Source organism: Flavobacterium sp. 40-81 (assembly GCF_001898245.1).
Lineage (GTDB): Bacteria > Bacteroidota > Bacteroidia > Flavobacteriales > Flavobacteriaceae > Flavobacterium > Flavobacterium inviolabile.
Map to the genome: position 1 here is coordinate 21,149 of NZ_MKTM01000026.1, position 22,123 is coordinate 43,271.

Here is a 22,123-nt window from a genome sequence, read left to right on the forward strand (position 1 = left end):
AATTTAAAATCAGAGTAATAACCAATGAAATTAGCCCTTATAACACATGTTCCACATATCCATACGGATGAACGGTATTTTGCATACGGTCCCTATGTTAAGGAAATGAATATATGGTTTAAATATGCTGATGAAGTATTGCTTGTAGCACCCATGACACAAGCACCGTTATCGGCTGTAGATTTGGCCTATAACCATGCTGCTGTTTCTTTTTTTCCGGTTCCGGCATTTTCATTATTGTCTGTAAAAGAGATTTTAAAAACAATGGTTTATTTGCCTCAGCTATTTTGGAGTACCTTCAAAGTAATGAAAAAGGCAGACCATATTCATTTGCGTTGTCCCGGAAATATGGGCTTAATCGGATGTTTGGTTCAAATTCTGTTTCCCAATAAGAAGAAAACTGCAAAATATGCCGGGAACTGGGATCCAAAAGCAAAACAACCCTGGAGTTATCGCTTGCAAAAATGGATTTTAAGCAATACCTTTTTAACCCGGAATATGAAAGTGCTGGTTTATGGGGAATGGCAGCATAGAAGCAAAAACATACTCCCGTTTTTTACGGCAACGTATCGGGAGCATGAAAAAGAAGCAATACAGCCAAGGGATTTGACAAAAACAATTGCGTTTTTATTTGCCGGAACCTTATCAGAAGGAAAAAGAGCGCTGTATGCCGTACAATTAATAGAATCGCTGTATCATTCAGGACTGGATGTTGCCTTGGAAATATATGGAGAAGGAAAAGAAAGAACAGCAATTGAAAGCTATTTAGCTGCCGGTAAACTTCAGCATATCGTAACGTTACAGGGGAACCAAACTCAGGAAACGGTTAAAAAAGCATACCAAAACAATCATTTTTTAATATTACCTTCGCAAAGTGAAGGATGGCCTAAAGTTGTTGCAGAAGCCATGTTTTGGGGATGCGTCCCGATAGCAACAGCTGTTTCATGTGTTGCGAACATGCTGGATGATGGTAAAAGAGGACTGATCCTGACAATGAACAAGGAGACCGACAGTAAAAATATAATGACAGTAATCAGAAATAATCAGGAGTATCAGCAAATGATAACCCAAGGTGTAAATTGGTCCAGACAGTATACCATTGATTATTTTGAAGCGGAAATAAAAAATATAGTTGCAGGGTAAGATGAAAAAAAAAGTGATTTTATTTAGTATTGTTAGCATTGGACTTTTAGCTATTGTAATTAATTACAGAACACCTTTTTTACAACCTCAAAGCGGACCCTGGTCCATTGGTTTTGGGCTGTCTGAAAAATTTCCTGATAAGATGCTGTTCGAAAAAAATATCCTGTATCCTTTAGAAAAATTAAAACAGCACAATGACAGCACCGCTTTCCTTGCTGATCCGTTTTTTATAAAAGAAAAAGACACCTTTTATCTGTTTTTTGAGCATAAAAAATACGCTCCCAATGCAGATATCGCCTTGCTGACCTCAGTTGACGGGGTTAATTATCAATATAAAGGAACAGTGTTAAAAGAGAAATTCCATTTGTCCTATCCTCAGGTTTTTAAATATAAAAACGATTATTATATGCTGCCCGAAGCCAGAAGATCGGGGCATGTATTATTGTACAAGGCAGCAAATTTCCCTTACGGATGGAAAGTTTGTGACACATTAATTAAAAACCGGGAACTGAAAGACCCTACTATTTATTTGTCGGATACATTGAATGTTATGGTTGCGTCAGACGATCAGTTGAATATGTATATGTTTGAAGCAGATTCTTTACACGGGAAATGGAGAGCTCATAAGAAAGCAAAAGTGATGATGGGAACCGAAGCCAGAGCAGGAGGACGCTTTTTTGCTGATGAAAAAGGACTATTGTTGCCGGTTCAGAATTCTACACAGGGTTACGGATACGGATTGTCCATCTATCGTTTCAATTTTAAAGGAGATAACTACACTGTTAAAAGAGAACTTCCCTTTTTTCTGAAACGAAATGAAAAAATAAAAGAATTTAATGCCGGGATGCACCAGCTGGATATCCAGAAAGTAGACGGGAAATATTATTTTGTTTACGATGGAAACAGATTGGAAAGCGATGTTAAAGATTTGAATTTCAGAGGGCCGATTAAGTGGAACTATGTTGATTTAAAAAATTGGTTTTACCAGCAACAATGCGAATACTTCAATTAATAGATAATTTACAGCCTGGGGGAGCAGAAAAAATGGCCGTTAATTATGCCAATGCTTTGCTGTCTGAAGGTTTCTTTTCGGGATTAATAGTCACCAGGAGTGAAGGTAAACTGGCTTCTTTGTTACATCCGGATGTAAATTATTTCTTTTTGAATAGAAAATCGGTTTTTGATTTAAAAGCATTGTTCCGATTCAGGAAATATGTCAGAAAGAATGCGATCACACACATTCATGCCCATGGAACCTCTTTCTTTTTTGCGACACTCATAAAGCTATTATCACCAGCTGTAAAAATAATTTGGCATGATCATAATGGCGATCGTACGCAACAAAAAATCAGCAAGAATAGAACACTGAAAGTCTGTTCGTTCTTTTTTAATGGAATTCTTACCGTTAATCACGCATTGGAAAATTGGTCACGGGAAAATCTGGAGTGTAAAAATGTTCGTTACATTCCAAATTTTACAGTTAAAAACGAAACAGAAAAAAAGGAAACCATCCTAAAAGGTAATGAAGGGAAACGTATTGTTTGTATGGCAAATTTACGCTATCCTAAAAATCATATCACATTATTAAAAGCATTTCATGAAACGGGTATAGCCGGACAAGGCTGGACAGTTCATTTGGTGGGTGGAGATTACAATGATGACTACTCCGGAGTGCTTAAAAAATTCATCCGGGATAATAAGCTGGAAGATTCCGTGTTTATATACGGTAGTAAAACAGATGTTTTTAACATCCTGTCACAAGCTTCCATTGCTGTTTTATGCTCTACTTATGAAGGTTTTCCGGTAACGCTTTTAGAATATGGGTTGTCAGAATTGGCTGTACTGTCTTCAAATGTAGGATATTGCCCTGAAATTTTAGATAACGGAAAAGCCGGGTTACTATTCTCTCCGTTAAATCAAAAAGAATTAGCAGATAAAATAGTATTTTTAACACAAAATAATGAATTGCGAACCACACTGGGAGACGCGCTAAAAAAGAACATTGATGAAAACTTTTCGGAAAGCTATGTGCTTTCTGAGAGTTTGAAATTTTACCAGGAAATATAATGCAGCTGAAAAAAGTCTCATACCTGAATATTGTACTCCTTCATATTGCCCTTGGAGCAGTAGTTTACATATTTCCTTTTTTAGCGACATTACTCACACTTGCGATCTTTTTATTTGGAGTCGTAGTGCTATTAAAAACCAGAAACAGGAATAATGAAGCACTTTTTCTTTCTGCTTATATTGTTGGTATTGAGGTTTTTCTGAGAATGACCGGGGGGATGATCTTCAATGAATATGGCAAATACAGTGTAATGGTATTTATGCTGATTGGTATGCTGTACAGCGGATTTTCCAAAAATGCGATTATTTACTGGCTGTTTATTGTATTGCTGATACCCGGAATAGTCGTTTCATCCGTCACCCTTTCTTATGAAGCAAATCTGAGAAAAGCAATAGCCTTTAATATCTCCGGCCCGGTTTGCCTGGGGATTGCTTCGGTATATTGCTATAGGAGGAAAATAACAAAGCAGCAGCTGCTTAATTTACTGCTGGTTTTTTCGTTGCCTATAATTACAGTAATAACCTATCTTTTTTTATATACACCCAGTATACGGGATGTGGTAACCGGAACCCAGTCTAATTTTGAAACCTCAGGCGGATTTGGACCTAACCAGGTATCCACAATTTTAGGATTAGGTACTTTTTTGTTTTTTACACAATTTTTACTGAATTCTCCTACCAGAAAAATTCAGATTATCAATATCTCATTAACGTTGTTAGCAGCCTATCGCGGGATCGTTACGTTTTCAAGAGGAGGAATGATTACAGGTTGTACGATGATTCTTTTACTTATTATCATCATTTATTTTATGCTCAATAAAAATGGGAAAAATAAAATGAGTGTCATCTTTATTTTTTCATTAGTGGCAACACTGGGTGTCTGGACTTATAGCTCCTATCAGACCAGTGGCTTAATTGATAAGCGATATGCTAATGAAGATGCTTTAGGAAGACAAAAACAAAGTAAACTGTCGGGAAGAGAAGACCTTATTAAAACAGAGATTCAAATGTTTGTTGACCATCCTTTTTTAGGGATAGGTGTCGGGAAAAACAAAGAATACAGACAGGAGTTAACGGGAATTGAATTAGCAACACACAACGAAATAACAAGAATGCTTGCCGAACACGGACTATTGGGAGTTATTGGTTTACTAATACTCTTTATCACACCTCTAACGCTGTATCTTGACAATAAACACCACTTCCTGTTGTTGTCCTTTTTCGCTTTCTGGCTGCTCACCATTAACCATGCGGCCATGCGAATGGCAGCACCGGCTTTTGTCTATGCACTAACGTTATTAAAAGTCTATCCGGATGAAAAAACTGTTGTACATAGGGAATAAACTGGCGGTTCATGGACATAATCCGACAACAATAGATACCCTTTCGGTACTTTTTGCTAATGAAGGCTATCATGTTGTGAGTGCTTCCTCCCGGAGCAATAAAGTAGTGCGCATTCTGGACATGCTGGCAACCTTATTCAGGCATGCTAAAACAACCGATTTTGTAATTATCGATACCTATAGCACTGCTAACTTCTGGTATGCTTTTCTGGTGAGCCAGTGCTGCAGAATTTTAAAATGCCGGTACATACCGTTTCTGCATGGCGGCAATCTGCCGGAAAGACTCAGTAAAAGTCCCCGGTGGAGCAGGATGATCTTCAATAATGCCTATAGAAACGTAGCGCCATCACTATATTTAAAGCAAATATTTGAAGATTTTAAAGTTCCCAATGTAAGCTATATTCCTAACGTTATCGAACTTAAGGAGTATGATTTTAAGGAGCGAACCGGTTTGAAACCGAGGTTGCTTTGGGTAAGAGCCTTTGCAGATATCTATAACCCTAAAATGGCTGTAGCCGTGCTTGGTGAACTGCAAAAAAAATATCCGGAAGCATCGCTTTGTATGGTTGGGCCGGAAAAAGACGGAAGTTTAGCAGCAACAAAACAATATGCGGAAACAAAAAAAGTAACGGTTCAGTTTACCGGCAGGCTTACCAAAAAAGAATGGACCGGTTTGGCACCGGACTTTGATATTTTTATTTCAACAACACATTTTGATAACACACCGGTTAGCGTCCTGGAAGCAATGGCTTTAGGAATGCCGGTTGTTGCAACGAACGTTGGGGGAATATCATATTTGTTAATTCATGATGTTGATGCTCAGTTGGTTGGTGATAATGCGGTGATTGAAATGAGCGAAGCAATTGTTAAGCTGATCGAAAATCCTGATTTTGCCCGGGAGCAAACTAAAAATGCCTACCGGAAAATAATAGCATTTGATTGGACAGAAGTGAAAAAGCAATGGGATAACTTGCTTAATAATCATTAATATTATCGTAAGTTTGCTTAGTTTTATTTAGGATTAAATATAAAAATCGGCTGATAATACTTTTAATTAAGTAAAATCTGTTTATTTAGGGACACACAGGAATGAATGCAAAGAAAATACATTTCGAAATTTCGGAGCGTAAGGTATTACTGCGTTTAATAGATGTTGTTGCAGTTTTACTGGCACTATATCTTTCAGAGTATTTTTTCGAATTCCATTATTTCTCTTTCGAAAGGCCATCGGTAGGTTCGATGCTTTTTCTGGCACTATACATTAACCTTTTCGGAACAATTTTCGAAATGTATAATTTACAGGTGGCAAGTAACCAGTATCAGGTGGTAAAGAGTATCATTTTGACAACCTTTATAACCGTCTTTTTTTACCTGCTAACGCCCATTTTTACCCCCATTCTCCCGTCTAACCGTTTGCAGATTGTATACTTCTTTCTGGCAGTACTGATCAGCCTTTTTGCCTGGCGTTTTTTCTACCTGCACTTTCTCGCTTCACACCGCTTTGTTAAGAATGTAATATTTGTCTGCAACCGTGATGAAATAGAACAACTAGCACAGGAACTGGGAAAAGCCGATCCGCACTATCAGATAATAGGCTATGTGCCTACTGATGTTTCCGGTGAGAAACAATCCGTTTTCTATAAAGAAGTCGCGTTACCCGAACTGGAAAATTTTGTAAACAGGCATTCCGTTGCCGAAGTGGTTATCGGTTTCAGGGAGACAGAAACCATTGCCCCGGATTTGTATCAGGAACTTTTGTACCTGCTGGAAAAAGGAGTGACCATAAGAGAATATACACAGGTTTACGAACACTCCACCCAGCGCTTGCCAATACTTCAGGACACCAAGGACTTTTATAAGTTTTTCCCTTTTAGCCGCAGCAATCAGAATAAATTATACTTATATATCGTAAGGATATTTGAAATACTGTTCTCGTTGATCGGTATAATATTTGGGATTGTATTAATCCTGATAGTCTATATCGGAAACAGTATTGGTAACAGAGGACCGCTTTTCTATACGCAGGAAAGAGTCGGTAAAAACGGGGTTCCTTTCCTGATTTATAAATTCCGATCCATGATTCAGAATGCAGAATCAAACGGAGCTGTTTTTGCAAAGGCAAATGATGTTCGGATTACTCCTTTCGGGAAGTTTTTAAGAAGATCCCGTATTGATGAATTTCCCCAGTTTATCAATATCCTTAAAGGCGATATGGCGGTAATCGGTCCCAGACCGGAGCGGCCGGTTTTTGTAAAGAAAATTTCAGAAACCATGCCTTTTTATGAAACAAGACATGTTATCAAACCGGGATTGACCGGTTGGGCACAGGTAAATTATTCCTATGGGGAAAGCCTTGAAGACAGTCTGGTAAAACTCCAGTATGACTTATACTACATCAAACACAGAAGCATCTTTTTAGACGTCAATATCGTGATCAAAACATTGAGCACGGTGTTGTTCTACAGAGGGCAATAAGCAGTTTTATTTAACCTCTTTTCTCAGTAACCGGATCAAAATAAAAGATGTTGTCAGTATTATAGGCAGCATAATCGTTAAATGTGCTTTATTGAGTATAAAAACGGTATAGCAGCCAATAAGAGTCAGACAGGTATAGATACTGATCTTTAACCATTTTGTATTCTTTCTGATCTGGAAGAACAATACCAAAAGTAATAAAGGATTTATCAGAAGCGTGTTGTAATTCAGCAATAACTCTTCATGGAAAGAATAGAACCCTACCAAAGCAAAAAATAGCCCTAAAAGCCCCATTAGTAATAAATAGAAGATAAGTACCGGTTTTTTGTTTGAAAAGTAAGCAAAAAGCAGCATTACAGCGATAAAAGTATAGATGTTGTTCCATACGGAAGCGGCACTTCCGGTTGCTTCCTGCTGGAAAACGGTAGTCGTTTCCTGAGCTAACGGATTTCCGAAGTTTTTGGTTTTCGCTACGCCTTCCATTAATTCGGAAGGAAGAAATAACTGATCCGACTGCTTGTCGACTTTGTATCCGAAAATCAGGTTAATGCCTAGTTTTTCATAAAAATTATTGACAAGATAGCTGTTTAAGATCGTTCTGTAATCCTTTTGAGTATCCGGAACGGCAGTGTTGATTTTGTGCTCTGTAATACCATTGAGAAGATCTTCAACCATAGAAGTACAATTGCGATCGATGAACTTATAGGTGTAATATTTTTTATCGGACGAAAGTACGGCTATCAGATTTGCGGTCAGCTGCTGCTTTTGCGCCAGCGTCAGGGAAAGCTTTTGCTCATAAATGGAACGATTCTCATATTGGTATTGCTGTACGAATTCCTCATAAGAGCCGGTAGCTACAAAATACTGCAAATCACCTTTTACAAACTTCCAGTAAAAATTAGGAGTGCCAAAATCGAAGGCACCATAATTAAAAACCACATCAACGCCATTTACGGTATTGTGAATACGCAAGGCAGTATGTCCGAAAAGGGAGTGTAATTGCGTACCCGAACCGCAGGTTAGTAAACTGATTTCCGTTTGTTCCGGAAGCAGTAAATTGGTCTGAGCCGAACCCTTTTGTGAAAAAAGAAGTAAAACGGTTACGATGGAGAATATAAAAGAGCGCATGAGTTGTTTACTGTATTGAGTTATCTGCTAAAAATCCCTAAATCAACTTTTAAAGAAAAAATATTCGAATAAAGTGCGGCACTCTGGTCGCCAATGTCTGTTAAGGCATAATCAACCTGAATACCTTTATATTTAAAACCCAACCCTAAGTTAGGCTGGAAATTTAGTTTTTCGGAATTGTCAATCTGTTTTACATTCTGGAAATTTCCAACACCGGCACGTAAAAAGACCAGATCGGTATAGCCGAATTCAAAACCGGCTGCCGGATCGATACTCACGGCATTTGTGGAAATAATATCATTGGTTCTGGCGAAACGCATGTTTAGCTGCGTGGCGGCCAGAATGCTGTAATCATAACGGATGATGAATTTCTTGGAAAGTCCCAGCTGCATTTTGGGTAATGTTATCTCGGTCGTTTCCGGCGGTTCCTGGTTTTCTCCCGGTACGGCATCTTTAATCTTGTTAAACTCGTCTTCATCAATTGTCCACACATTATACGTGGTAGTGATATCGCGAACCATTAACCCGATTTTCCAGTCGTTTTTTTCATACTGAATCCCCAAATCAAATCCAAAACCCCATGAACTGGCAAAATCACCAATAATACGGCGGATAATTTTGGCATTCACACCATAATTGAAACCGTCTAAAGGAAGCGATCTGGCATAGGAAAACGTTACGCCGTAATCGGCAGCCGAAAAAAGGCTGATACGATTGTAGTCAATATTTCCCTGGCTGTCTATTAATTGTGTGGTATTTAAAATGTCATCAACCCCAAAGCGGATTAAGGAAACTCCCAAAGCACTTCGTTCGTCAATTTTCATGGCAAAGCCGGCATAATCGTATTGGGCAATGTTGGCAAAATAATTCGCGTGCATCAGGCTGATCTGTTTGCCGTCAACTTTTAGTAAACCTGCCGGGTTCCAGTAGCCGGAGTTAACATCTGCCGTATGTCCTACAACGGCATTCGCCATTCCTAATGCTGCAGCGTCAACACCAATATTCATAAACTCATTCGAATACTTTCTAACGGCCTGACTATAAGAAAGGAGATGAAAAGAAAAAAAGAAAAGTAATAAGGTTTTTTTCAAAGCCATTTATTTTATACAAATATGAAATAAAAATCTCAAATACTAAACTCTATTTTGTATTAACTTATTGTATTACCTTTGTCATAAAATTTGTAAATTAGATTTTTGCGACACCAGTCATGCAGGGCGTCTGATCATCTTTAAAATGTAATTGTATATGTCAATAAAGAAGCACATTCCAAATGTTATTACCCTTTTAAATCTTTCTGCCGGTATTTTTGCTTTAATACATGCCTTTAACGGTAATTATAATGAAGCATTTTCGTGTGTTTGTGTAGGGATATTTTTTGATTTTTGGGATGGATTTTTTGCCCGTCTGCTAAAAGTACAAAGTGCACTGGGATTACAGCTGGATTCTTTGGCCGATATGGTGACCAGCGGAGTAGTGCCGGGTGTGGTAATGTATAAAATGCTGGCAGATATCCAGGAAAACCAACCGGATTATAACCTGACGCAGGAAACTTTTTATATGGGAATTGTTCCCTATTTAGGATTTTTAATAACCTTAGGATCTTGCTACCGATTAGCAAAATTCAATATCGATACCCGTCAGACGGATTCTTTTATCGGATTGCCAACGCCGGCAAATGCCTTGTTAATCATGAGTTTGCCAATGATATTGTTCGATAACCAATTTGAGGTATTGTCTGATTTATTGAGCAATCCTTATGTATTGGTCGGAATCAGTATTTTCAGTGCTTATATCTTAAATGCTGAAATTCCGTTGTTTTCACTAAAAGTGAAATACTTAAACTGGGCAAATAATAAAACACAGATCTTATTCATGATCATTTCGGCATTGTTCCTGATATTCTTTCAATACCTGGGAATTCCGATGATCATACTGTTTTATGTATTGCTTTCTGTGATTACAAACAAAATGGAAAAGAAAGTAGCATAAACAGCAATGAAGCGACGTCCGGCTCCAAAGAAAAAAACGGCAACTCCACGGAATTACAAAACAAAATCAAAACAGAAAGGTAAAATTCCCGTTGGGAAAATCATACTGTACTGTTCGGCTATTGCCGTTGTAATTACCATTATGGCTGCGGCATATCAGTATCGCAATGGCTTTTTGTATTACCTGGGCTTTAAAACCGATAAAACAGTTGGCAAGCTAAGTACAGAAGAGCGGAAAATAGCCGATGTACGCATTTTTGAAGTATTGAGCCGCCACGATACCCGGTTGGTTGGTTTTGATGTTTCGGAATATCAGGAAAAAATTGACTGGAAAGCCATTGACAAAATAGACGGGGAATTTCCGCTTAGTTTTGTATTCATCCGCGCTACGGCAGGAAATGACCGGGTTGATTCCCGATTTGATGAAAACTGGAAAGCCGCTAAAAACCACGATTTCGTAAGAGGAGCGTATCATTATTACCGCCCAAATGAAAATTCATTAGAACAGGCAGAACTGTTTATTAAAACGGTTAAACTCCACAAAGGCGATTTTCCTCCGGTTCTGGATATAGAAGAATTACCTAAAAACCAGTCGGTAGATAGTTTGAAGACCGGTTTGAAACGCTGGCTGAAAAAAGTCGAAAGACATTATGGTGTAAAACCGATAATTTATTCCGGCGAAAGCTATTATAATGACTTCTTAAAAGAAGAATTTAAAGGCTATACCTTCTGGATTGCAAACTATAATTTCTTTGTAGAAAATATAAAAGACGAGTGGCTGATCTGGCAGTTTACCGAAAAGGCCGAAATTCCCGGTATTAAAGGGCTGGTCGATATTAATGTCTTTAACGGAAATAGAAAAGATCTGAAAAATAGCACACTCCGGAAATAAAAAAGGGATACTTTATGTATCCCTTTTTGGTATGTTTTAAAATTCTAATTTTTTCTTTCGCAGCTCAAAGTTTTGTCCCAGATATACTTTACGTACCATTTCGTCTTCGGCCAGTTCTTCCGGAATACCGGCTTTAAGAATGCCGCCTTCAAACATCAGGTAGGTTTTGTCGGTAATAGCAAGGGTTTCCTGAACGTTGTGATCGGTAATCAGGATTCCGATGTTTTTATTCTTTAACTGCGCTACAATACGCTGAATATCCTCCACTGCTACCGGGTCAACTCCGGCAAAAGGCTCATCCAGAAGAATGAATTTAGGATCGGTTGCCAGTGCACGGGCAATTTCCGTTCTACGTCTTTCTCCTCCGGAAAGTAAATCCCCTCTGTTGGTGCGGATATGCTGTAGACTGAACTCTTCAATCAAAGATTCCATTTTAGCTTCCTGTTCTTTTTTGGTTAACGTTGTCAGCTGCAGTACGCTCAGAATGTTGTCTTCGATACTTAGCTTTCTGAAAACCGAAGCCTCCTGAGCCAGGTATCCGATACCGTTTTGTGCCCGCTTGTACATCGGGAAATCGGTAATGGTCATGTCATCCAGATAAATGTTTCCGCTATTGGGTTTTACCAAGCCTACAATCATATAAAAAGAAGTAGTTTTTCCGGCACCGTTCGGTCCTAAAAGCCCGACAATTTCCCCTTGATTTACTTCAACGGAAACGCCTTTTACAACACTTCTTCCTTTATAGGTTTTTACTAAATTTTCAGCTCTTAATTTCATTTTTCGATAACGTTACAAAGTTGAGGAAGGATACAGCAACATGCATTTGTTGTGAAACTCCCTGCAAATAAACAAATAAAGGGATTAACGGATGTATAAATTAACAATTAATTATTTTCTAAAGCTTCCCAGAATTCATACGCTCTGCGCAAATGAGGAATCACAATTGTTCCGCCCACAAGCGTTGCAATTCCCATGGCTTCCATCATTTCTTCCTTGGTAATGCCGTTTTTATAGGATGTTTCCAAATGGTATTTGATACAGTCGTCACAACGTAAAACAGCAGAAGCAACCAAACCTAAAAGCTCTTTGGTTTTAACATCCAGCGCGCCTTCCATATAGGCATTGGTGTCTAAGTTGAAAATACGTTTGATGATTTTGTTATTATCATTCAGAAGCTTATCATTCATCTTGGAACGATAATCGTTAAATTCCTGTACTAAATCAGCCATGTCTTATGTGTTTTTTAGTTCTTCTTTTCGGGTTACAAATTTGGAAATGAAAATACTCACTTCATATAGAATTACCAGTGGAATCGTAACGATAATCTGACTGATAACGTCAGGCGGCGTTACAATTGCAGCGATGATCAGGATAATAACGTAAGCATATTTTCGGTACGTTCTCAGGAAACTCGGTGATACAATTCCCAAACGGGATAAAAAGTAAATAACGATAGGTAGTTCAAAAACCAGTCCTGTTGATAACGAAGTGGATTTTACCAGACCGATATACGACTGTATATCAATGGAGTTGATAACATATTTACTGACCGTAAGATTGGAAAGGAAATTGATGGACATCGGGGTAATGATAAAATAACCGAACAATACACCCATGAAAAACAATAACGAAGAAATAAAGATAAAATAACGGGCATTTTTCTTCTCTTTTTCATACAGCGCAGGACTTATAAATTTCCATAATTCCCAAAGGATAAAAGGGAATGCCAGTATAAATCCGGCGGTAATAGAAGTCCAGATAAGCATGGCAAACTGCCCTTCCATGGTACGGTTCTGAAGCTCAAAAGGAAGCTCTGTCATACAGAAACTTCTGTCCAGATCATATTTCTGTGCCATTTCGCAAAAGAAGCGATAGGTTACAAAGTTACCGTCCTTTGGACCGAAGATTATAGTATCAAAAATAAAATCACTGTAATAGTAAGCGACACATCCGCCAATAACAATTGCCAGTGTGCTTCGTATCAGAACCCATCTGAATTCTTCCAGGTGGTCCAGAAACGACATTTCTTTCATGGTTTTTTTAGCCATTATATAATTCCTTCTTTTAAAATGTCATGAATGTGGATAATGCCAATGTAAGCGCCTTCATCGGCAACGACTAACTGCGTAATGGAATTGTTTTCCATGATGTTGAAAGCATCCACAACCATATCGGTTGGTTTAACCGTTTTAGGGTTTTTAGTCATAATATCCTTAGCGGTCAGGTCACTGAAAGTATCACGGTTGTTCAGCATTCTTCTGATGTCTCCGTCAGTGATAATTCCGGTGATTTTTTCATTTTCCACCACTGCAGTAACACCCAGGCGTTTCTCGGAAATTTCCATGATAACCGTTTTAATGCTGGCATCCGGGCTCACTTGTGGTTTATGGCTATTGTCCAGCATGTCCTGAACGCGTAATAGTAATTTTTTGCCCAAAGCACCACCGGGATGGTATTTGGCGAAATCTTCACTTTTGAAATTGCGAAGCTCCATCAGGCAAACAGCTAAGGCGTCACCCAAAACCAACTGTGCCGTAGTACTGTTTGTAGGGGCAAGGTTGTTCGGGCAGGCTTCTGCTTCCACATAAGCATTTAATACATAATGGGATTCTTTTGCCAGAAAAGAGGTTTCGCTGGCAGTCATTCCGATAAGGATATTTCCGAAGCGTTTTAAGAGCGGAACCAAAACCTTGATTTCGGGACTGTTGCCGCTTTTGGAAATACAGATGATAACATCGTCAGGCTGTACCATTCCAAGGTCACCGTGGATGGCTTCGGCAGCATGAAGAAATAAGGAAGGAGTACCGGTAGAATTTAACGTTGCCACGATTTTTGTAGCGATAATAGCGCTTTTTCCTATCCCTGTTACAACAAGGCGACCTTTGCTTTGATAGATTGTATTTACGGCTGCTGCAAAATCATCGTTAAGGTAATTTACAAGATTTGCAATGCTCTCACTTTCAGACTGTATTGTTTTTTTGGCAGTAGCCAAAATGCTTTCAATGTTACTCAAATCAGAAGTTTTATAAAATTTGTATGTATTAAAGATTTTTGTATCTTTATATTCTGCAAATTTATGTAAAATACTGTATAATAAATAATGAAACTAACCGAAATTGACTTGCATAAAGAGTTAAAAAAATATTTTGGTTTTAACCAATTCAAAGGTTTACAAGAAGATGTTGTTCGAAGTATTATTACGGGTAACAACACTTTTGTTATTATGCCTACCGGTGGCGGGAAGTCCCTATGTTACCAACTGCCGGCATTAGTACTGGGTGGAACCGCTATTGTAGTTTCGCCTCTAATTGCATTAATGAAGAATCAGGTTGATGCTATCCGAAGCTTATCCTCAGAAGCCGGAATTGCACACGTTTTGAACTCCTCATTAACAAAAACTGAAATTAATCAGGTAAAAAAAGACATTACTTCCGGGCTGACAAAACTATTGTATGTCGCACCGGAATCTTTAACAAAAGAAGAATATGTAAACTTTTTACGTGAAGTACCGCTTTCTTTTGTAGCTATCGATGAAGCGCACTGTATTTCCGAATGGGGACACGATTTCCGTCCGGAATACCGCAACCTTCGAAATATCATCAAACAATTGGGTGACATTCCGATTATCGGATTGACTGCTACGGCAACGCCTAAAGTACAGGAAGATATTTTAAAGAATCTGGACATGACCGATGCCAATACTTTTAAAGCATCGTTTAACCGTCCGAACTTATTCTATGAAGTACGCACCAAAACGAAAAATGTCGAATCCGATATTATTCGTTTCATCAAGCAGCACAAAGGGAAATCCGGTGTAATTTACTGTTTAAGCCGTAAAAAAGTTGAAGAAATAGCACAGGTGCTACAGGTAAACGGAGTGAGTGCCGTTCCTTACCATGCCGGATTGGATGCTAAAACCAGAGCAAAACACCAGGACATGTTCCTGATGGAAGATGTGGAAGTGGTGGTCGCAACCATCGCATTCGGAATGGGAATTGACAAGCCGGATGTGCGTTATGTTATTCACCATGATATTCCGAAGTCGCTGGAAAGTTACTACCAGGAAACCGGTAGAGCCGGACGTGACGGAGGAGAAGGACACTGCCTTGCCTATTACTCGTATAAAGACATTGAGAAACTGGAAAAATTTATGTCCGGTAAACCTGTGGCCGAACAGGAAATCGGGTTCGCGCTGTTGCAGGAAGTGGTCGCTTATGCGGAAACATCAATGTCCCGTCGTAAATTTTTACTGCATTATTTCGGTGAGGAATTTGATGAAGTAAATGGCGAAGGGGCCGATATGGATGATAATGTCCGCAATCCGAAGAAAAAAGTAGAAGCGCAGGATCAGGTGGTTACTTTGCTGGAAGTAGTTCGCGATACCAAGCAGCTGTATAAATCCAAAGAAGTGATCTTTACGTTGATTGGTAAGATCAATGCGACAATTAAAGCACACAAAACGGATGCTCAGAAATTTTTCGGAAAAGGAAAAGACTTTGAAGAAAAATACTGGATGGCTTTGATCCGCCAGGTATTGGTTGACGGATTGCTGTCGAAAGATATTGAAACCTACGGTGTTTTAAAGCTCACCAAAAAAGGAGAGGAATTTATTCAGAAACCGGTTTCGTTTATGATGTCGGAAGACCATGAGTATAACGAAACGGAGGATGAGGCAATTGTTACATCGGCAAAATCGACCGGAACGGCCGATGAAGCTTTGATGGCAATGCTTAAAGACCTGCGAAAAAAAGTAGCCAAGAAAATCGGGGTTCCGCCTTTTGTTGTTTTTCAGGATCCGTCACTCGAAGACATGTCGTTAAAATATCCTGTTAATCTGGAAGAATTAGGAAATGTCCACGGTGTAGGTGAAGGCAAAGCTAAAAAATACGGAAAAGAGTTTGTTGAACTTATTGCCCGTTATGTTGAAGATAACGACATTGTTCGTCCGGATGACCTTGTTGTAAAATCTACCGGGGCTAATTCGGCTTTAAAGCTGTACATCATTCAGAATATTGACCGGAAATTGTCGTTAAACGATATTGCTGCGGCAAAAGGACTGGATATGGATACCCTGCTTAAAGAAATGGAACAGATTGTTTATTCGGGAACGAAATTAAATATCAAATACTGGGTAGATGAAATACTGGATGACGACCAGCAGGAAGAAATCCACGAGTATTTTATGGAATCCGAATCGGATAATATTAAAGATGCCTTAAAAGAATTTGACGGCGATTACGATACCGAAGAATTGCGACTGATGCGCATTAAGTTTATCAGTGAGGTAGCAAACTAAATAAAAAAAGAGGCATTGTACAATGCCTCTTTTTTTATTCCGAATACAATTCTCCCCGATGCGGTTTCAGGGCATCCCTGACGGCGATCATTGTATCGTCGGTAACAACCATAAAAGCCGTTGCATACATATCGTTAAGGATTTCAAATCCGGTAATGTTTAAATCTAATTTTTCGATAGTAATATATTCTTTCAGATGGATCTCGTGATGCTCGGCTGTTTTTGCGGCAGCCGGACCCCGGAAATCCCAAATGAGTTTTATTTGTCTTGACATATTTAAAGGAAATTAAAGAACAAAGTTACGAATGATAATTCAAATCGCTGCCTGAAAAATGGATGGCTGATCATCAATTCCGGCGCAAATCACTATTTTTGCACTCTGATTTAAAATCAACCCGATAAAAATGCCAAGAGAATTACAAATACAGGTTACGCCGGAAATAGCGGCAAACAGCGCTTTACTGACCGAGCATATCGCGAAATTAATGCACACAGGTGTTGCGGAAATCCAACATGTTTCGGTATTGAAACGCTCCATCGATGCGCGCCAGAAAGCGATTAAGATTAACTTAAAAGTAGCTGTTTTTTTTCAGGGCGAAAATTTTAGTGAAACAAAAATACAGCTGCCGGAATATAAAAATATAACCAATGCGCAGGAAGTAATTGTTGTGGGAGCCGGACCAGCCGGACTTTTCGCAGCCTTGCAGTTAATCGAGTTGGGCTTAAAACCGATCCTGATTGAAAGAGGAAAAGATGTTCGTGGCAGACGTCGTGACTTAAAAGCAATCAACAGGGATCACATTGTAAATGAAGATTCGAATTATTGTTTTGGAGAAGGCGGTGCCGGAACCTATTCTGACGGGAAACTGTATACCCGGTCTAAAAAAAGAGGGGACGTAAACCGTATTCTGGAATTATTGGTAGCCTATGGCGCTTCTCCGGAAATTTTGGTTGAAGCACATCCGCATATCGGAACCAACAAACTGCCGCAGATCATTCAGGATATCCGCGAGAAAATTATTGAACATGGCGGACAGGTTTTGTTTGAAACCCGGGTAAAAGATATCCTGATTAAAAATAATGAGGTTTATGGTGTGGAAACCCATACCGGAACACAGATTTTAGCTCAGAAAATAATATTGGCAACCGGACATTCGGCCCGTGATATCTTTGAACTGTTAGACCGTAAAAAAGTTTTTATAGAAGCCAAACCGTTTGCTTTAGGAGTTCGGGCAGAACACCCGCAAACATTAATCGACAGTATTCAGTACTCCTGCGATTTCAGAGGAGAATTTTTACCGCCGGCACCTTATTCTATTGTGAAGCAGGTTAACGGACGCGGTATGTATTCGTTCTGTATGTGTCCGGGAGGTGTAATCGCTCCCTGTGCAACAAGTCCGGGTGAAGTGGTTACAAACGGATGGTCGCCTTCCAAACGCGATCAGGAAACGGCAAATTCCGGTATTGTAGTAGAATTAAAATTGGAAGACTTTCAGCCATTTGCCAAATTCGGTGCTTTGGCAGGAATGGAATTTCAAAAAGCAATTGAACAAAAAGCCTGGCAGGTGGCGGGCGGTACCCAAAAAGTTCCGGCACAGCGAATGGTGGATTTTACACAGCATAAAATATCGGATTCCATTCCGAAAACATCCTACGTGCCGGGAACAACATCGGTAGAATTGGGAGAAGTATTTCCGGGATTCCTAACGCAGACAATGCGGGAAGGTTTTGTCGCATTCGGAAAATCAATGCGGGGCTATCTGACAAACGAAGCAATTTTACATGCACCGGAAAGCCGTACGTCCTCACCGGTTCGTATTCCGCGTGACAATGACACGCTGGAACATGTGCAGATTAAAGGATTGTATCCCTGCGGTGAAGGAGCGGGTTATGCCGGCGGGATTATTTCGGCTGCTATCGACGGCGAGAAATGCGCACAGAAAGCAGCGGAAAGTTTGCATTAGCATACATCAGCTCCTGATTACTTTCCGTAAATAATCAGGAGCTGAAGCAATTAATTGTTTTTCTGAAGCCATTTTACAGCTTCTTCCAGTGTTTTTTCCGGGGCGCACTTTTGGTCCGGAATTATTGAACTGCCGTATTTTTGCTTATTTCTGTCGGCAAAGGTGCTTACTGTAAGGTTGATTCTGGCACCATCGGAAAGAATGTACACTTCATTTGACGAGGAAACACCAAAAGTTTTGGTTCCAAAACTTCTGGTTTTTGGTCTGCCTTTAAAGGCTACTGCGATAGCTTCTCCGGAGCTGGCGGTTAGCGAATCGGTTAATACCGCTACATAAGGGTTTGCTTTTTTCAGGGAATAAAATTCGTGTATGTCTTCAATTGTCGTTGTGCCGTAAAGTACTTTTCCGTCTTTACAGATCCAGGGTTCTGCATTATTGTCCGGATCAATGAAATAGCCAACGATTCCGCTACCCAATACCGGAGCAATTCCGGTTAACATCGGACTCATATTGCCTCCGAAATTTCCTCTTAAGTCAACAATCCAGCCTTTTAAATTGGCTTTATCCCGCTCTTTCAGCTGTTCCAGTACCTTGTTGCGATACGCTTCAAGCTGATCTTCATCACCCATACAGTAAGGGATGCGGATATAGCCGATATCGGCCGGAACGGTTTCGTCGGTTAAAGTGGGTGGCGCTTTTTCGCTGTCCTCATTATTATTTGCCGCAGCAAAATAACTGTGATGGTCATGCAGCTGGGTAACGGCATATTCGACAGACGGATAAGCATCCTGTATGCTGACGGCTTTTTCGGCATGTTTTAAAACGGAAGCTTTGAATTTATCCCAGTCAATGTTTTTCCGGTTAACGGATTTTGCTTTTAATAAAGTAACGACCTCGTTAATATAGGCCTGTACTTCCGGGGAAGCTGCCGGTTCTTTTTTATCGCATCCGATAAGTAATGTCAGTATTAAAAAGGAGCAGAGTATGTTTTTCATGAACTTTTGGTGTTTTGTAATAACGCAGGCAGTGCTAAATTATTCCGGTACATCCGGTTATTTTACGTGCCTGTCTGCTAATACAGTTGAATATGCTGTGTTGTGATGGAATCTGTAGCAGCAAAAATAGTTATATTCTGGATTGTTTGGTGTTTGCCCGGAGGATTACCCTTTGGTTTTTATGCTTTCTGGCGGTACAATTGGTGAAAATTATAAAATAGGGCAAAAGTGAATGCATTTCTTTTTTTGTACTTTTGACAGGTAATCAAGAATTATGACAGAAGAAAGAGTAATATTAGTTAACGAAAAGGATGAACAAATTGGCTTAATGCCAAAAATGGAAGCACATGAAAAGGCAGTATTGCACCGTGCTTTTTCGGTTTTTATATTGAATGCTGATAATGAAATCATGCTGCAGCAACGGGCGCAGCACAAATACCATTCTCCTTTGCTGTGGACCAATACCTGTTGCAGTCATCAGAGAGAAGGAGAAACCAATATTCAGGCAGGTGTAAGAAGACTGCGTGAAGAAATGGGATTCACCGCTGAGTTAAAAGAATTGTTTTCGTTTATTTATAAGGCACCTTTCGATAATGGACTGACGGAACATGAGCTTGACCATGTAATGATCGGTTACTACAATGAAGCACCCCAGATCAATCCGGAAGAAGTGGAAAGCTGGAAATGGATGTCCATTGAAGCGGTAAAAGAAGATATGCAAGTACATCCGGATATCTATACGGTATGGTTCAAAATAATTTTTGACAAGTTTTATCACTATTTAGAAGCTCATAAAGTTTAATTGCTATGAAAGTTACTGTAAGCCGAAAAGCCCATTTTAATGCTGCACACCGTCTGTATCGCAAAGATTGGACTTTTGAGAAAAATCAGGCAGTTTTTGGGAAATGCAACAATCCTAATTATCACGGGCATAACTATGAACTGATTGTGAGTGTGACCGGAGAAATTGATCCGGAAACCGGATATGTAATGGATCTGGGTGATTTAGCTGCGATTATCCGGAATGAGATAGAAGATAAATTCGATCATAAGAACCTTAATATGGATGTGCCGGAATTTGCGGATTTAAACCCGACGGCAGAAAATATTGTGGTTGTTATCTGGAATAAGATCAGGGCAAAAATTGCTTCAGACAAGGAACTGGAGGTTGTTTTGTATGAAACACCCAGAAATTTTGTAACCTATAAAGGATCGTGATGCGTTTAAAAACAGGAGATAAAATACCGGACTTTCAGGCGACAGATGCGCAGGGTGCCGTTTTTAATATGGCTTCTCTTTTAGGGAAGAAACCATTGGTGATTTATTTTTACCCAAAAGACAATACGCCCGGCTGTACCAAAGAAGCCTGCGGATTCCGGGATTTATACGAAGATTTTACGGCTTTGGGCGCCGAAGTAATCGGGATTAGCGGCGATAGCAGTGCTTCTCATCAAAAATTTGCAGACCAGTACCGGCTGCCGTTTATACTGTTGTCCGATAAAGGAAAACATATCCGGAATCTTTTCGGAGTGCCGACTAATTTATTAGGACTGCTGCCGGGAAGAGTAACGTATGTTGCGGATAGTGACGGAATAATCCGCTTTGTCTTTAACAGTATGAATGCAACGCAGCACATGCCAAAAGCTTTGGAAGCGGTAAAGGCAATGAAAGGATAAGCCGGGAATGCAACAATCCGGTCTTTGCGTTTGTATTTAACACTGCTTTCTAAAAATGATTTGGGTTCAGATTGGTTATTTCAAAAACTTTTTTGCATTTTTGCGAACCTAATGAACAAATAAATCTATGACGGTAAATTGGTATCCACTTATTTTTAACCCCATTTTGAAAGACAGAATTTGGGGAGGAACCAAATTATATTCGTTACTTCATAAAGAGATTATTTCCGAAACTACCGGCGAAAGCTGGGAAATCTCAACTGTTCCCGGAGATATCAGTACCGTTAAAAACGGAGCCTTAGCCGGAAAAAACATTAATGAACTTTTAGCCTTACAGCCGGAAGCATTACTGGGTAGAAAAGTGTACGGAAAATTCGGTAATGAATTTCCGTTGTTATTCAAGTTTCTGGATGCTAAGGAAGATTTGTCCATTCAGGTACATCCCAATGATGCATTAGCGAAAATCAGGCATAATTCTTTCGGGAAAACCGAAATGTGGTATGTTATGCAGGCCGATGAAGATTCCCGGATCATAATCGGTTTTGAAGAACCTTCATCGTCGGAAGAATATGTGCACCATCTGGAAAATAAAACGCTGACCAAAATACTAAAAGAAATTAAGGTTAAAAAAGGCGATGCATTCTTTCTGGAAACCGGAACAATCCATGCCATTGGTGCCGGAATTGTCATTGCCGAAATTCAGCAGACTTCCGATATTACCTACCGGGTTTATGACTGGGACAGGGTAGATGCAAACGGGCATTCAAGAGAGCTGCATATTGACCTGGCATTGGAAGCCATCGATTATTCGGCAGGTAATGCACAGATTGCTTATGCAAAAGAAAACAACAAGTCCAATCTGGTAATAGATTGTCCTTACTTTACTACAAATTATATTCCTTTGGATGGAGTGCTGTCCTTTGCTAAAAACGGAGATTCTTTTACCGTTTTGGTATGTACGGAAGGTGATTTCTCGATTCATATTCCGGATACGGCTGAAAAAACCGACTTTAAAAAAGGAGATACTGTTTTAATTCCTGCGGTTATTCCTGATTTTGAAATTTCAGGACAGGCTTCGCTGTTAGAAATATTCATTTCATAACCTTTAATCAAAAGATTAGTTGTAATTTTGCCAACGAAATTTAAAAATCAA

22 protein-coding genes are annotated in these 22,123 nt (G+C 39.4%); 14 read left to right on the top strand and 8 right to left on the bottom strand.

The window, feature by feature from the left end:
• The first annotated feature begins 24 nt into the window (after nt 1-24).
• The 6 genes from BGO42_RS09750 to BGO42_RS09775 all read left to right on the top strand — a co-directional run bounded on the left by BGO42_RS09750 (nt 25) and on the right by BGO42_RS09775 (nt 7,028).
• Nucleotides 25-1,143: a glycosyltransferase gene (locus BGO42_RS09750; RefSeq protein ID WP_273246908.1), complete on the top strand. Its 1,119-nt coding sequence runs from the start codon at nt 25-27 to the stop codon at nt 1,141-1,143.
• 1 nt (nt 1,144) lies between these two features.
• Entirely contained in the window at nt 1,145-2,155 is a 1,011-nt protein-coding gene (locus tag BGO42_RS09755) for a glucosamine inositolphosphorylceramide transferase family protein (protein WP_273246909.1), read from the top strand.
• Nucleotides 2,137-3,210 (top strand): glycosyltransferase, encoded by a 1,074-nt coding sequence (locus tag BGO42_RS09760; RefSeq protein ID WP_273246910.1) that lies wholly within the window; start codon nt 2,137-2,139, stop codon nt 3,208-3,210. Before BGO42_RS09755 ends, BGO42_RS09760 begins: the two co-directional genes overlap by 19 nt.
• The gene (locus BGO42_RS09765) at nt 3,210-4,553 is read left to right on the top strand and encodes an O-antigen ligase family protein (protein WP_273246911.1); all 1,344 of its coding nucleotides are present in this window, start codon (nt 3,210-3,212) and stop codon (nt 4,551-4,553) included. The genes BGO42_RS09760 and BGO42_RS09765 overlap by 1 nt, the downstream gene beginning before the upstream one ends.
• The gene (locus tag BGO42_RS09770; RefSeq protein WP_273246912.1) at nt 4,525-5,541 is read left to right on the top strand and encodes a glycosyltransferase family 4 protein; all 1,017 of its coding nucleotides are present in this window, start codon (nt 4,525-4,527) and stop codon (nt 5,539-5,541) included. The genes BGO42_RS09765 and BGO42_RS09770 overlap by 29 nt, the downstream gene beginning before the upstream one ends.
• A gap of 101 nt (nt 5,542-5,642) precedes the next feature.
• Nucleotides 5,643-7,028 (top strand): exopolysaccharide biosynthesis polyprenyl glycosylphosphotransferase, encoded by a 1,386-nt coding sequence (locus tag BGO42_RS09775; RefSeq protein ID WP_273246913.1) that lies wholly within the window; start codon nt 5,643-5,645, stop codon nt 7,026-7,028.
• A gap of 6 nt (nt 7,029-7,034) precedes the next feature.
• Here BGO42_RS09775 and BGO42_RS09780 read toward each other — a convergent pair whose 3' ends face one another.
• Together BGO42_RS09780 and BGO42_RS09785 are read right to left on the bottom strand one after the other, a co-directional pair.
• On the bottom strand, nt 7,035-8,156 hold the full coding sequence (locus BGO42_RS09780) for a lipoprotein N-acyltransferase Lnb domain-containing protein (RefSeq protein ID WP_273246914.1): 1,122 nt from the start codon (nt 8,154-8,156) through the stop codon (nt 7,035-7,037).
• Nucleotides 8,157-8,176: 20 nt separating this feature from the next.
• Nucleotides 8,177-9,247: a putative type IX sorting system protein PorV2 gene (locus BGO42_RS09785; RefSeq protein ID WP_449404286.1), complete on the bottom strand. Its 1,071-nt coding sequence runs from the start codon at nt 9,245-9,247 to the stop codon at nt 8,177-8,179.
• A 157-nt stretch (nt 9,248-9,404) separates the two neighbouring features.
• Between BGO42_RS09785 and BGO42_RS09790 the strand changes: the two genes are divergently transcribed.
• Together BGO42_RS09790 and BGO42_RS09795 are read left to right on the top strand one after the other, a co-directional pair.
• Nucleotides 9,405-10,148, top strand: coding sequence for a CDP-alcohol phosphatidyltransferase family protein (locus BGO42_RS09790; protein ID WP_273246915.1), 744 nt, complete (start codon nt 9,405-9,407; stop codon nt 10,146-10,148).
• Nucleotides 10,149-10,154: 6 nt separating this feature from the next.
• Complete coding sequence (locus tag BGO42_RS09795) at nt 10,155-11,039, top strand: glycoside hydrolase family 25 protein (protein ID WP_177732695.1); 885 nt, start codon at nt 10,155-10,157, stop codon at nt 11,037-11,039.
• A 36-nt stretch (nt 11,040-11,075) separates the two neighbouring features.
• On the opposite strand, the gene lptB is transcribed toward BGO42_RS09795, so the two are convergent.
• The 4 genes from lptB to BGO42_RS09815 form a co-directional block, all read right to left on the bottom strand.
• Complete coding sequence (gene lptB / locus BGO42_RS09800) at nt 11,076-11,816, bottom strand: LPS export ABC transporter ATP-binding protein (RefSeq protein ID WP_177732698.1); 741 nt, start codon at nt 11,814-11,816, stop codon at nt 11,076-11,078.
• A 107-nt stretch (nt 11,817-11,923) separates the two neighbouring features.
• The gene (locus BGO42_RS09805; protein WP_177732700.1) at nt 11,924-12,268 is read right to left on the bottom strand and encodes a carboxymuconolactone decarboxylase family protein; all 345 of its coding nucleotides are present in this window, start codon (nt 12,266-12,268) and stop codon (nt 11,924-11,926) included.
• Between the two features lie 3 nt (nt 12,269-12,271).
• Nucleotides 12,272-13,087: a twin-arginine translocase subunit TatC gene (gene tatC, locus BGO42_RS09810; protein WP_273246916.1), complete on the bottom strand. Its 816-nt coding sequence runs from the start codon at nt 13,085-13,087 to the stop codon at nt 12,272-12,274.
• Nucleotides 13,087-14,052, bottom strand: coding sequence for a KpsF/GutQ family sugar-phosphate isomerase (locus BGO42_RS09815; RefSeq protein ID WP_273246917.1), 966 nt, complete (start codon nt 14,050-14,052; stop codon nt 13,087-13,089). The genes tatC and BGO42_RS09815 overlap by 1 nt, the downstream gene beginning before the upstream one ends.
• An 87-nt stretch (nt 14,053-14,139) precedes the next feature.
• Between BGO42_RS09815 and recQ the strand changes: the two genes are divergently transcribed.
• Nucleotides 14,140-16,335: a DNA helicase RecQ gene (gene recQ / locus BGO42_RS09820; RefSeq protein ID WP_273246918.1), complete on the top strand. Its 2,196-nt coding sequence runs from the start codon at nt 14,140-14,142 to the stop codon at nt 16,333-16,335.
• A 34-nt stretch (nt 16,336-16,369) separates the two neighbouring features.
• Here the strand turns inward: recQ and BGO42_RS09825 are convergent, their stop codons facing one another.
• Nucleotides 16,370-16,609 (bottom strand): hypothetical protein, encoded by a 240-nt coding sequence (locus BGO42_RS09825; RefSeq protein ID WP_273246919.1) that lies wholly within the window; start codon nt 16,607-16,609, stop codon nt 16,370-16,372.
• A 130-nt stretch (nt 16,610-16,739) separates the two neighbouring features.
• Here BGO42_RS09825 and BGO42_RS09830 point away from each other — a divergent pair, with 130 nt between their 5' ends.
• A complete protein-coding gene (locus BGO42_RS09830) occupies nt 16,740-18,299 on the top strand; it encodes an NAD(P)/FAD-dependent oxidoreductase (RefSeq protein ID WP_273246920.1) in 1,560 nt (519 codons plus the stop codon).
• A 50-nt stretch (nt 18,300-18,349) separates the two neighbouring features.
• Here the strand turns inward: BGO42_RS09830 and BGO42_RS09835 are convergent, their stop codons facing one another.
• On the bottom strand, nt 18,350-19,294 hold the full coding sequence (locus BGO42_RS09835; RefSeq protein ID WP_273246921.1) for a S41 family peptidase: 945 nt from the start codon (nt 19,292-19,294) through the stop codon (nt 18,350-18,352).
• Between the two features lie 274 nt (nt 19,295-19,568).
• Between BGO42_RS09835 and idi the strand changes: the two genes are divergently transcribed.
• The 4 genes from idi to BGO42_RS09855 all read left to right on the top strand — a co-directional run bounded on the left by idi (nt 19,569) and on the right by BGO42_RS09855 (nt 22,072).
• Nucleotides 19,569-20,096, top strand: coding sequence for an isopentenyl-diphosphate Delta-isomerase (gene idi / locus BGO42_RS09840; protein WP_273246922.1), 528 nt, complete (start codon nt 19,569-19,571; stop codon nt 20,094-20,096).
• A gap of 5 nt (nt 20,097-20,101) precedes the next feature.
• Nucleotides 20,102-20,512 (top strand): 6-pyruvoyl trahydropterin synthase family protein, encoded by a 411-nt coding sequence (locus BGO42_RS09845; RefSeq protein ID WP_177732726.1) that lies wholly within the window; start codon nt 20,102-20,104, stop codon nt 20,510-20,512.
• Nucleotides 20,512-20,970: a peroxiredoxin gene (locus BGO42_RS09850; RefSeq protein WP_177732729.1), complete on the top strand. Its 459-nt coding sequence runs from the start codon at nt 20,512-20,514 to the stop codon at nt 20,968-20,970. The genes BGO42_RS09845 and BGO42_RS09850 overlap by 1 nt, the downstream gene beginning before the upstream one ends.
• A 127-nt stretch (nt 20,971-21,097) precedes the next feature.
• Nucleotides 21,098-22,072 (top strand): type I phosphomannose isomerase catalytic subunit, encoded by a 975-nt coding sequence (locus BGO42_RS09855; RefSeq protein WP_273246923.1) that lies wholly within the window; start codon nt 21,098-21,100, stop codon nt 22,070-22,072.
• Nucleotides 22,073-22,123 lie beyond the last annotated feature (51 nt).

What these genes read in the sequence shown, in the direction of transcription:
- BGO42_RS09750 (WP_273246908.1), top strand. Translation starts at nt 25, where the DNA reads ATGAAATTAGCCCTTATAACACATGTTCCACATATCCATACGGATGAA.
- BGO42_RS09755 (WP_273246909.1), top strand. Translation starts at nt 1,145, where the DNA reads ATGAAAAAAAAAGTGATTTTATTTAGTATTGTTAGCATTGGACTTTTA.
- BGO42_RS09760 (WP_273246910.1), top strand. Translation starts at nt 2,137, where the DNA reads ATGCGAATACTTCAATTAATAGATAATTTACAGCCTGGGGGAGCAGAA.
- BGO42_RS09765 (WP_273246911.1), top strand. Translation starts at nt 3,210, where the DNA reads ATGCAGCTGAAAAAAGTCTCATACCTGAATATTGTACTCCTTCATATT.
- BGO42_RS09770 (WP_273246912.1), top strand. Translation starts at nt 4,525, where the DNA reads ATGAAAAAACTGTTGTACATAGGGAATAAACTGGCGGTTCATGGACAT.
- BGO42_RS09775 (WP_273246913.1), top strand. Translation starts at nt 5,643, where the DNA reads ATGAATGCAAAGAAAATACATTTCGAAATTTCGGAGCGTAAGGTATTA.
- BGO42_RS09780 (WP_273246914.1), bottom strand. Translation starts at nt 8,156, where the DNA reads ATGCGCTCTTTTATATTCTCCATCGTAACCGTTTTACTTCTTTTTTCA.
- BGO42_RS09790 (WP_273246915.1), top strand. Translation starts at nt 9,405, where the DNA reads ATGTCAATAAAGAAGCACATTCCAAATGTTATTACCCTTTTAAATCTT.
- BGO42_RS09795 (WP_177732695.1), top strand. Translation starts at nt 10,155, where the DNA reads ATGAAGCGACGTCCGGCTCCAAAGAAAAAAACGGCAACTCCACGGAAT.
- lptB (WP_177732698.1), bottom strand. Translation starts at nt 11,816, where the DNA reads ATGAAATTAAGAGCTGAAAATTTAGTAAAAACCTATAAAGGAAGAAGT.
- BGO42_RS09805 (WP_177732700.1), bottom strand. Translation starts at nt 12,268, where the DNA reads ATGGCTGATTTAGTACAGGAATTTAACGATTATCGTTCCAAGATGAAT.
- tatC (WP_273246916.1), bottom strand. Translation starts at nt 13,087, where the DNA reads ATGGCTAAAAAAACCATGAAAGAAATGTCGTTTCTGGACCACCTGGAA.
- recQ (WP_273246918.1), top strand. Translation starts at nt 14,140, where the DNA reads ATGAAACTAACCGAAATTGACTTGCATAAAGAGTTAAAAAAATATTTT.
- BGO42_RS09825 (WP_273246919.1), bottom strand. Translation starts at nt 16,609, where the DNA reads ATGTCAAGACAAATAAAACTCATTTGGGATTTCCGGGGTCCGGCTGCC.
- BGO42_RS09830 (WP_273246920.1), top strand. Translation starts at nt 16,740, where the DNA reads ATGCCAAGAGAATTACAAATACAGGTTACGCCGGAAATAGCGGCAAAC.
- BGO42_RS09835 (WP_273246921.1), bottom strand. Translation starts at nt 19,294, where the DNA reads ATGAAAAACATACTCTGCTCCTTTTTAATACTGACATTACTTATCGGA.
- idi (WP_273246922.1), top strand. Translation starts at nt 19,569, where the DNA reads ATGACAGAAGAAAGAGTAATATTAGTTAACGAAAAGGATGAACAAATT.
- BGO42_RS09845 (WP_177732726.1), top strand. Translation starts at nt 20,102, where the DNA reads ATGAAAGTTACTGTAAGCCGAAAAGCCCATTTTAATGCTGCACACCGT.
- BGO42_RS09850 (WP_177732729.1), top strand. Translation starts at nt 20,512, where the DNA reads ATGCGTTTAAAAACAGGAGATAAAATACCGGACTTTCAGGCGACAGAT.
- BGO42_RS09855 (WP_273246923.1), top strand. Translation starts at nt 21,098, where the DNA reads ATGACGGTAAATTGGTATCCACTTATTTTTAACCCCATTTTGAAAGAC.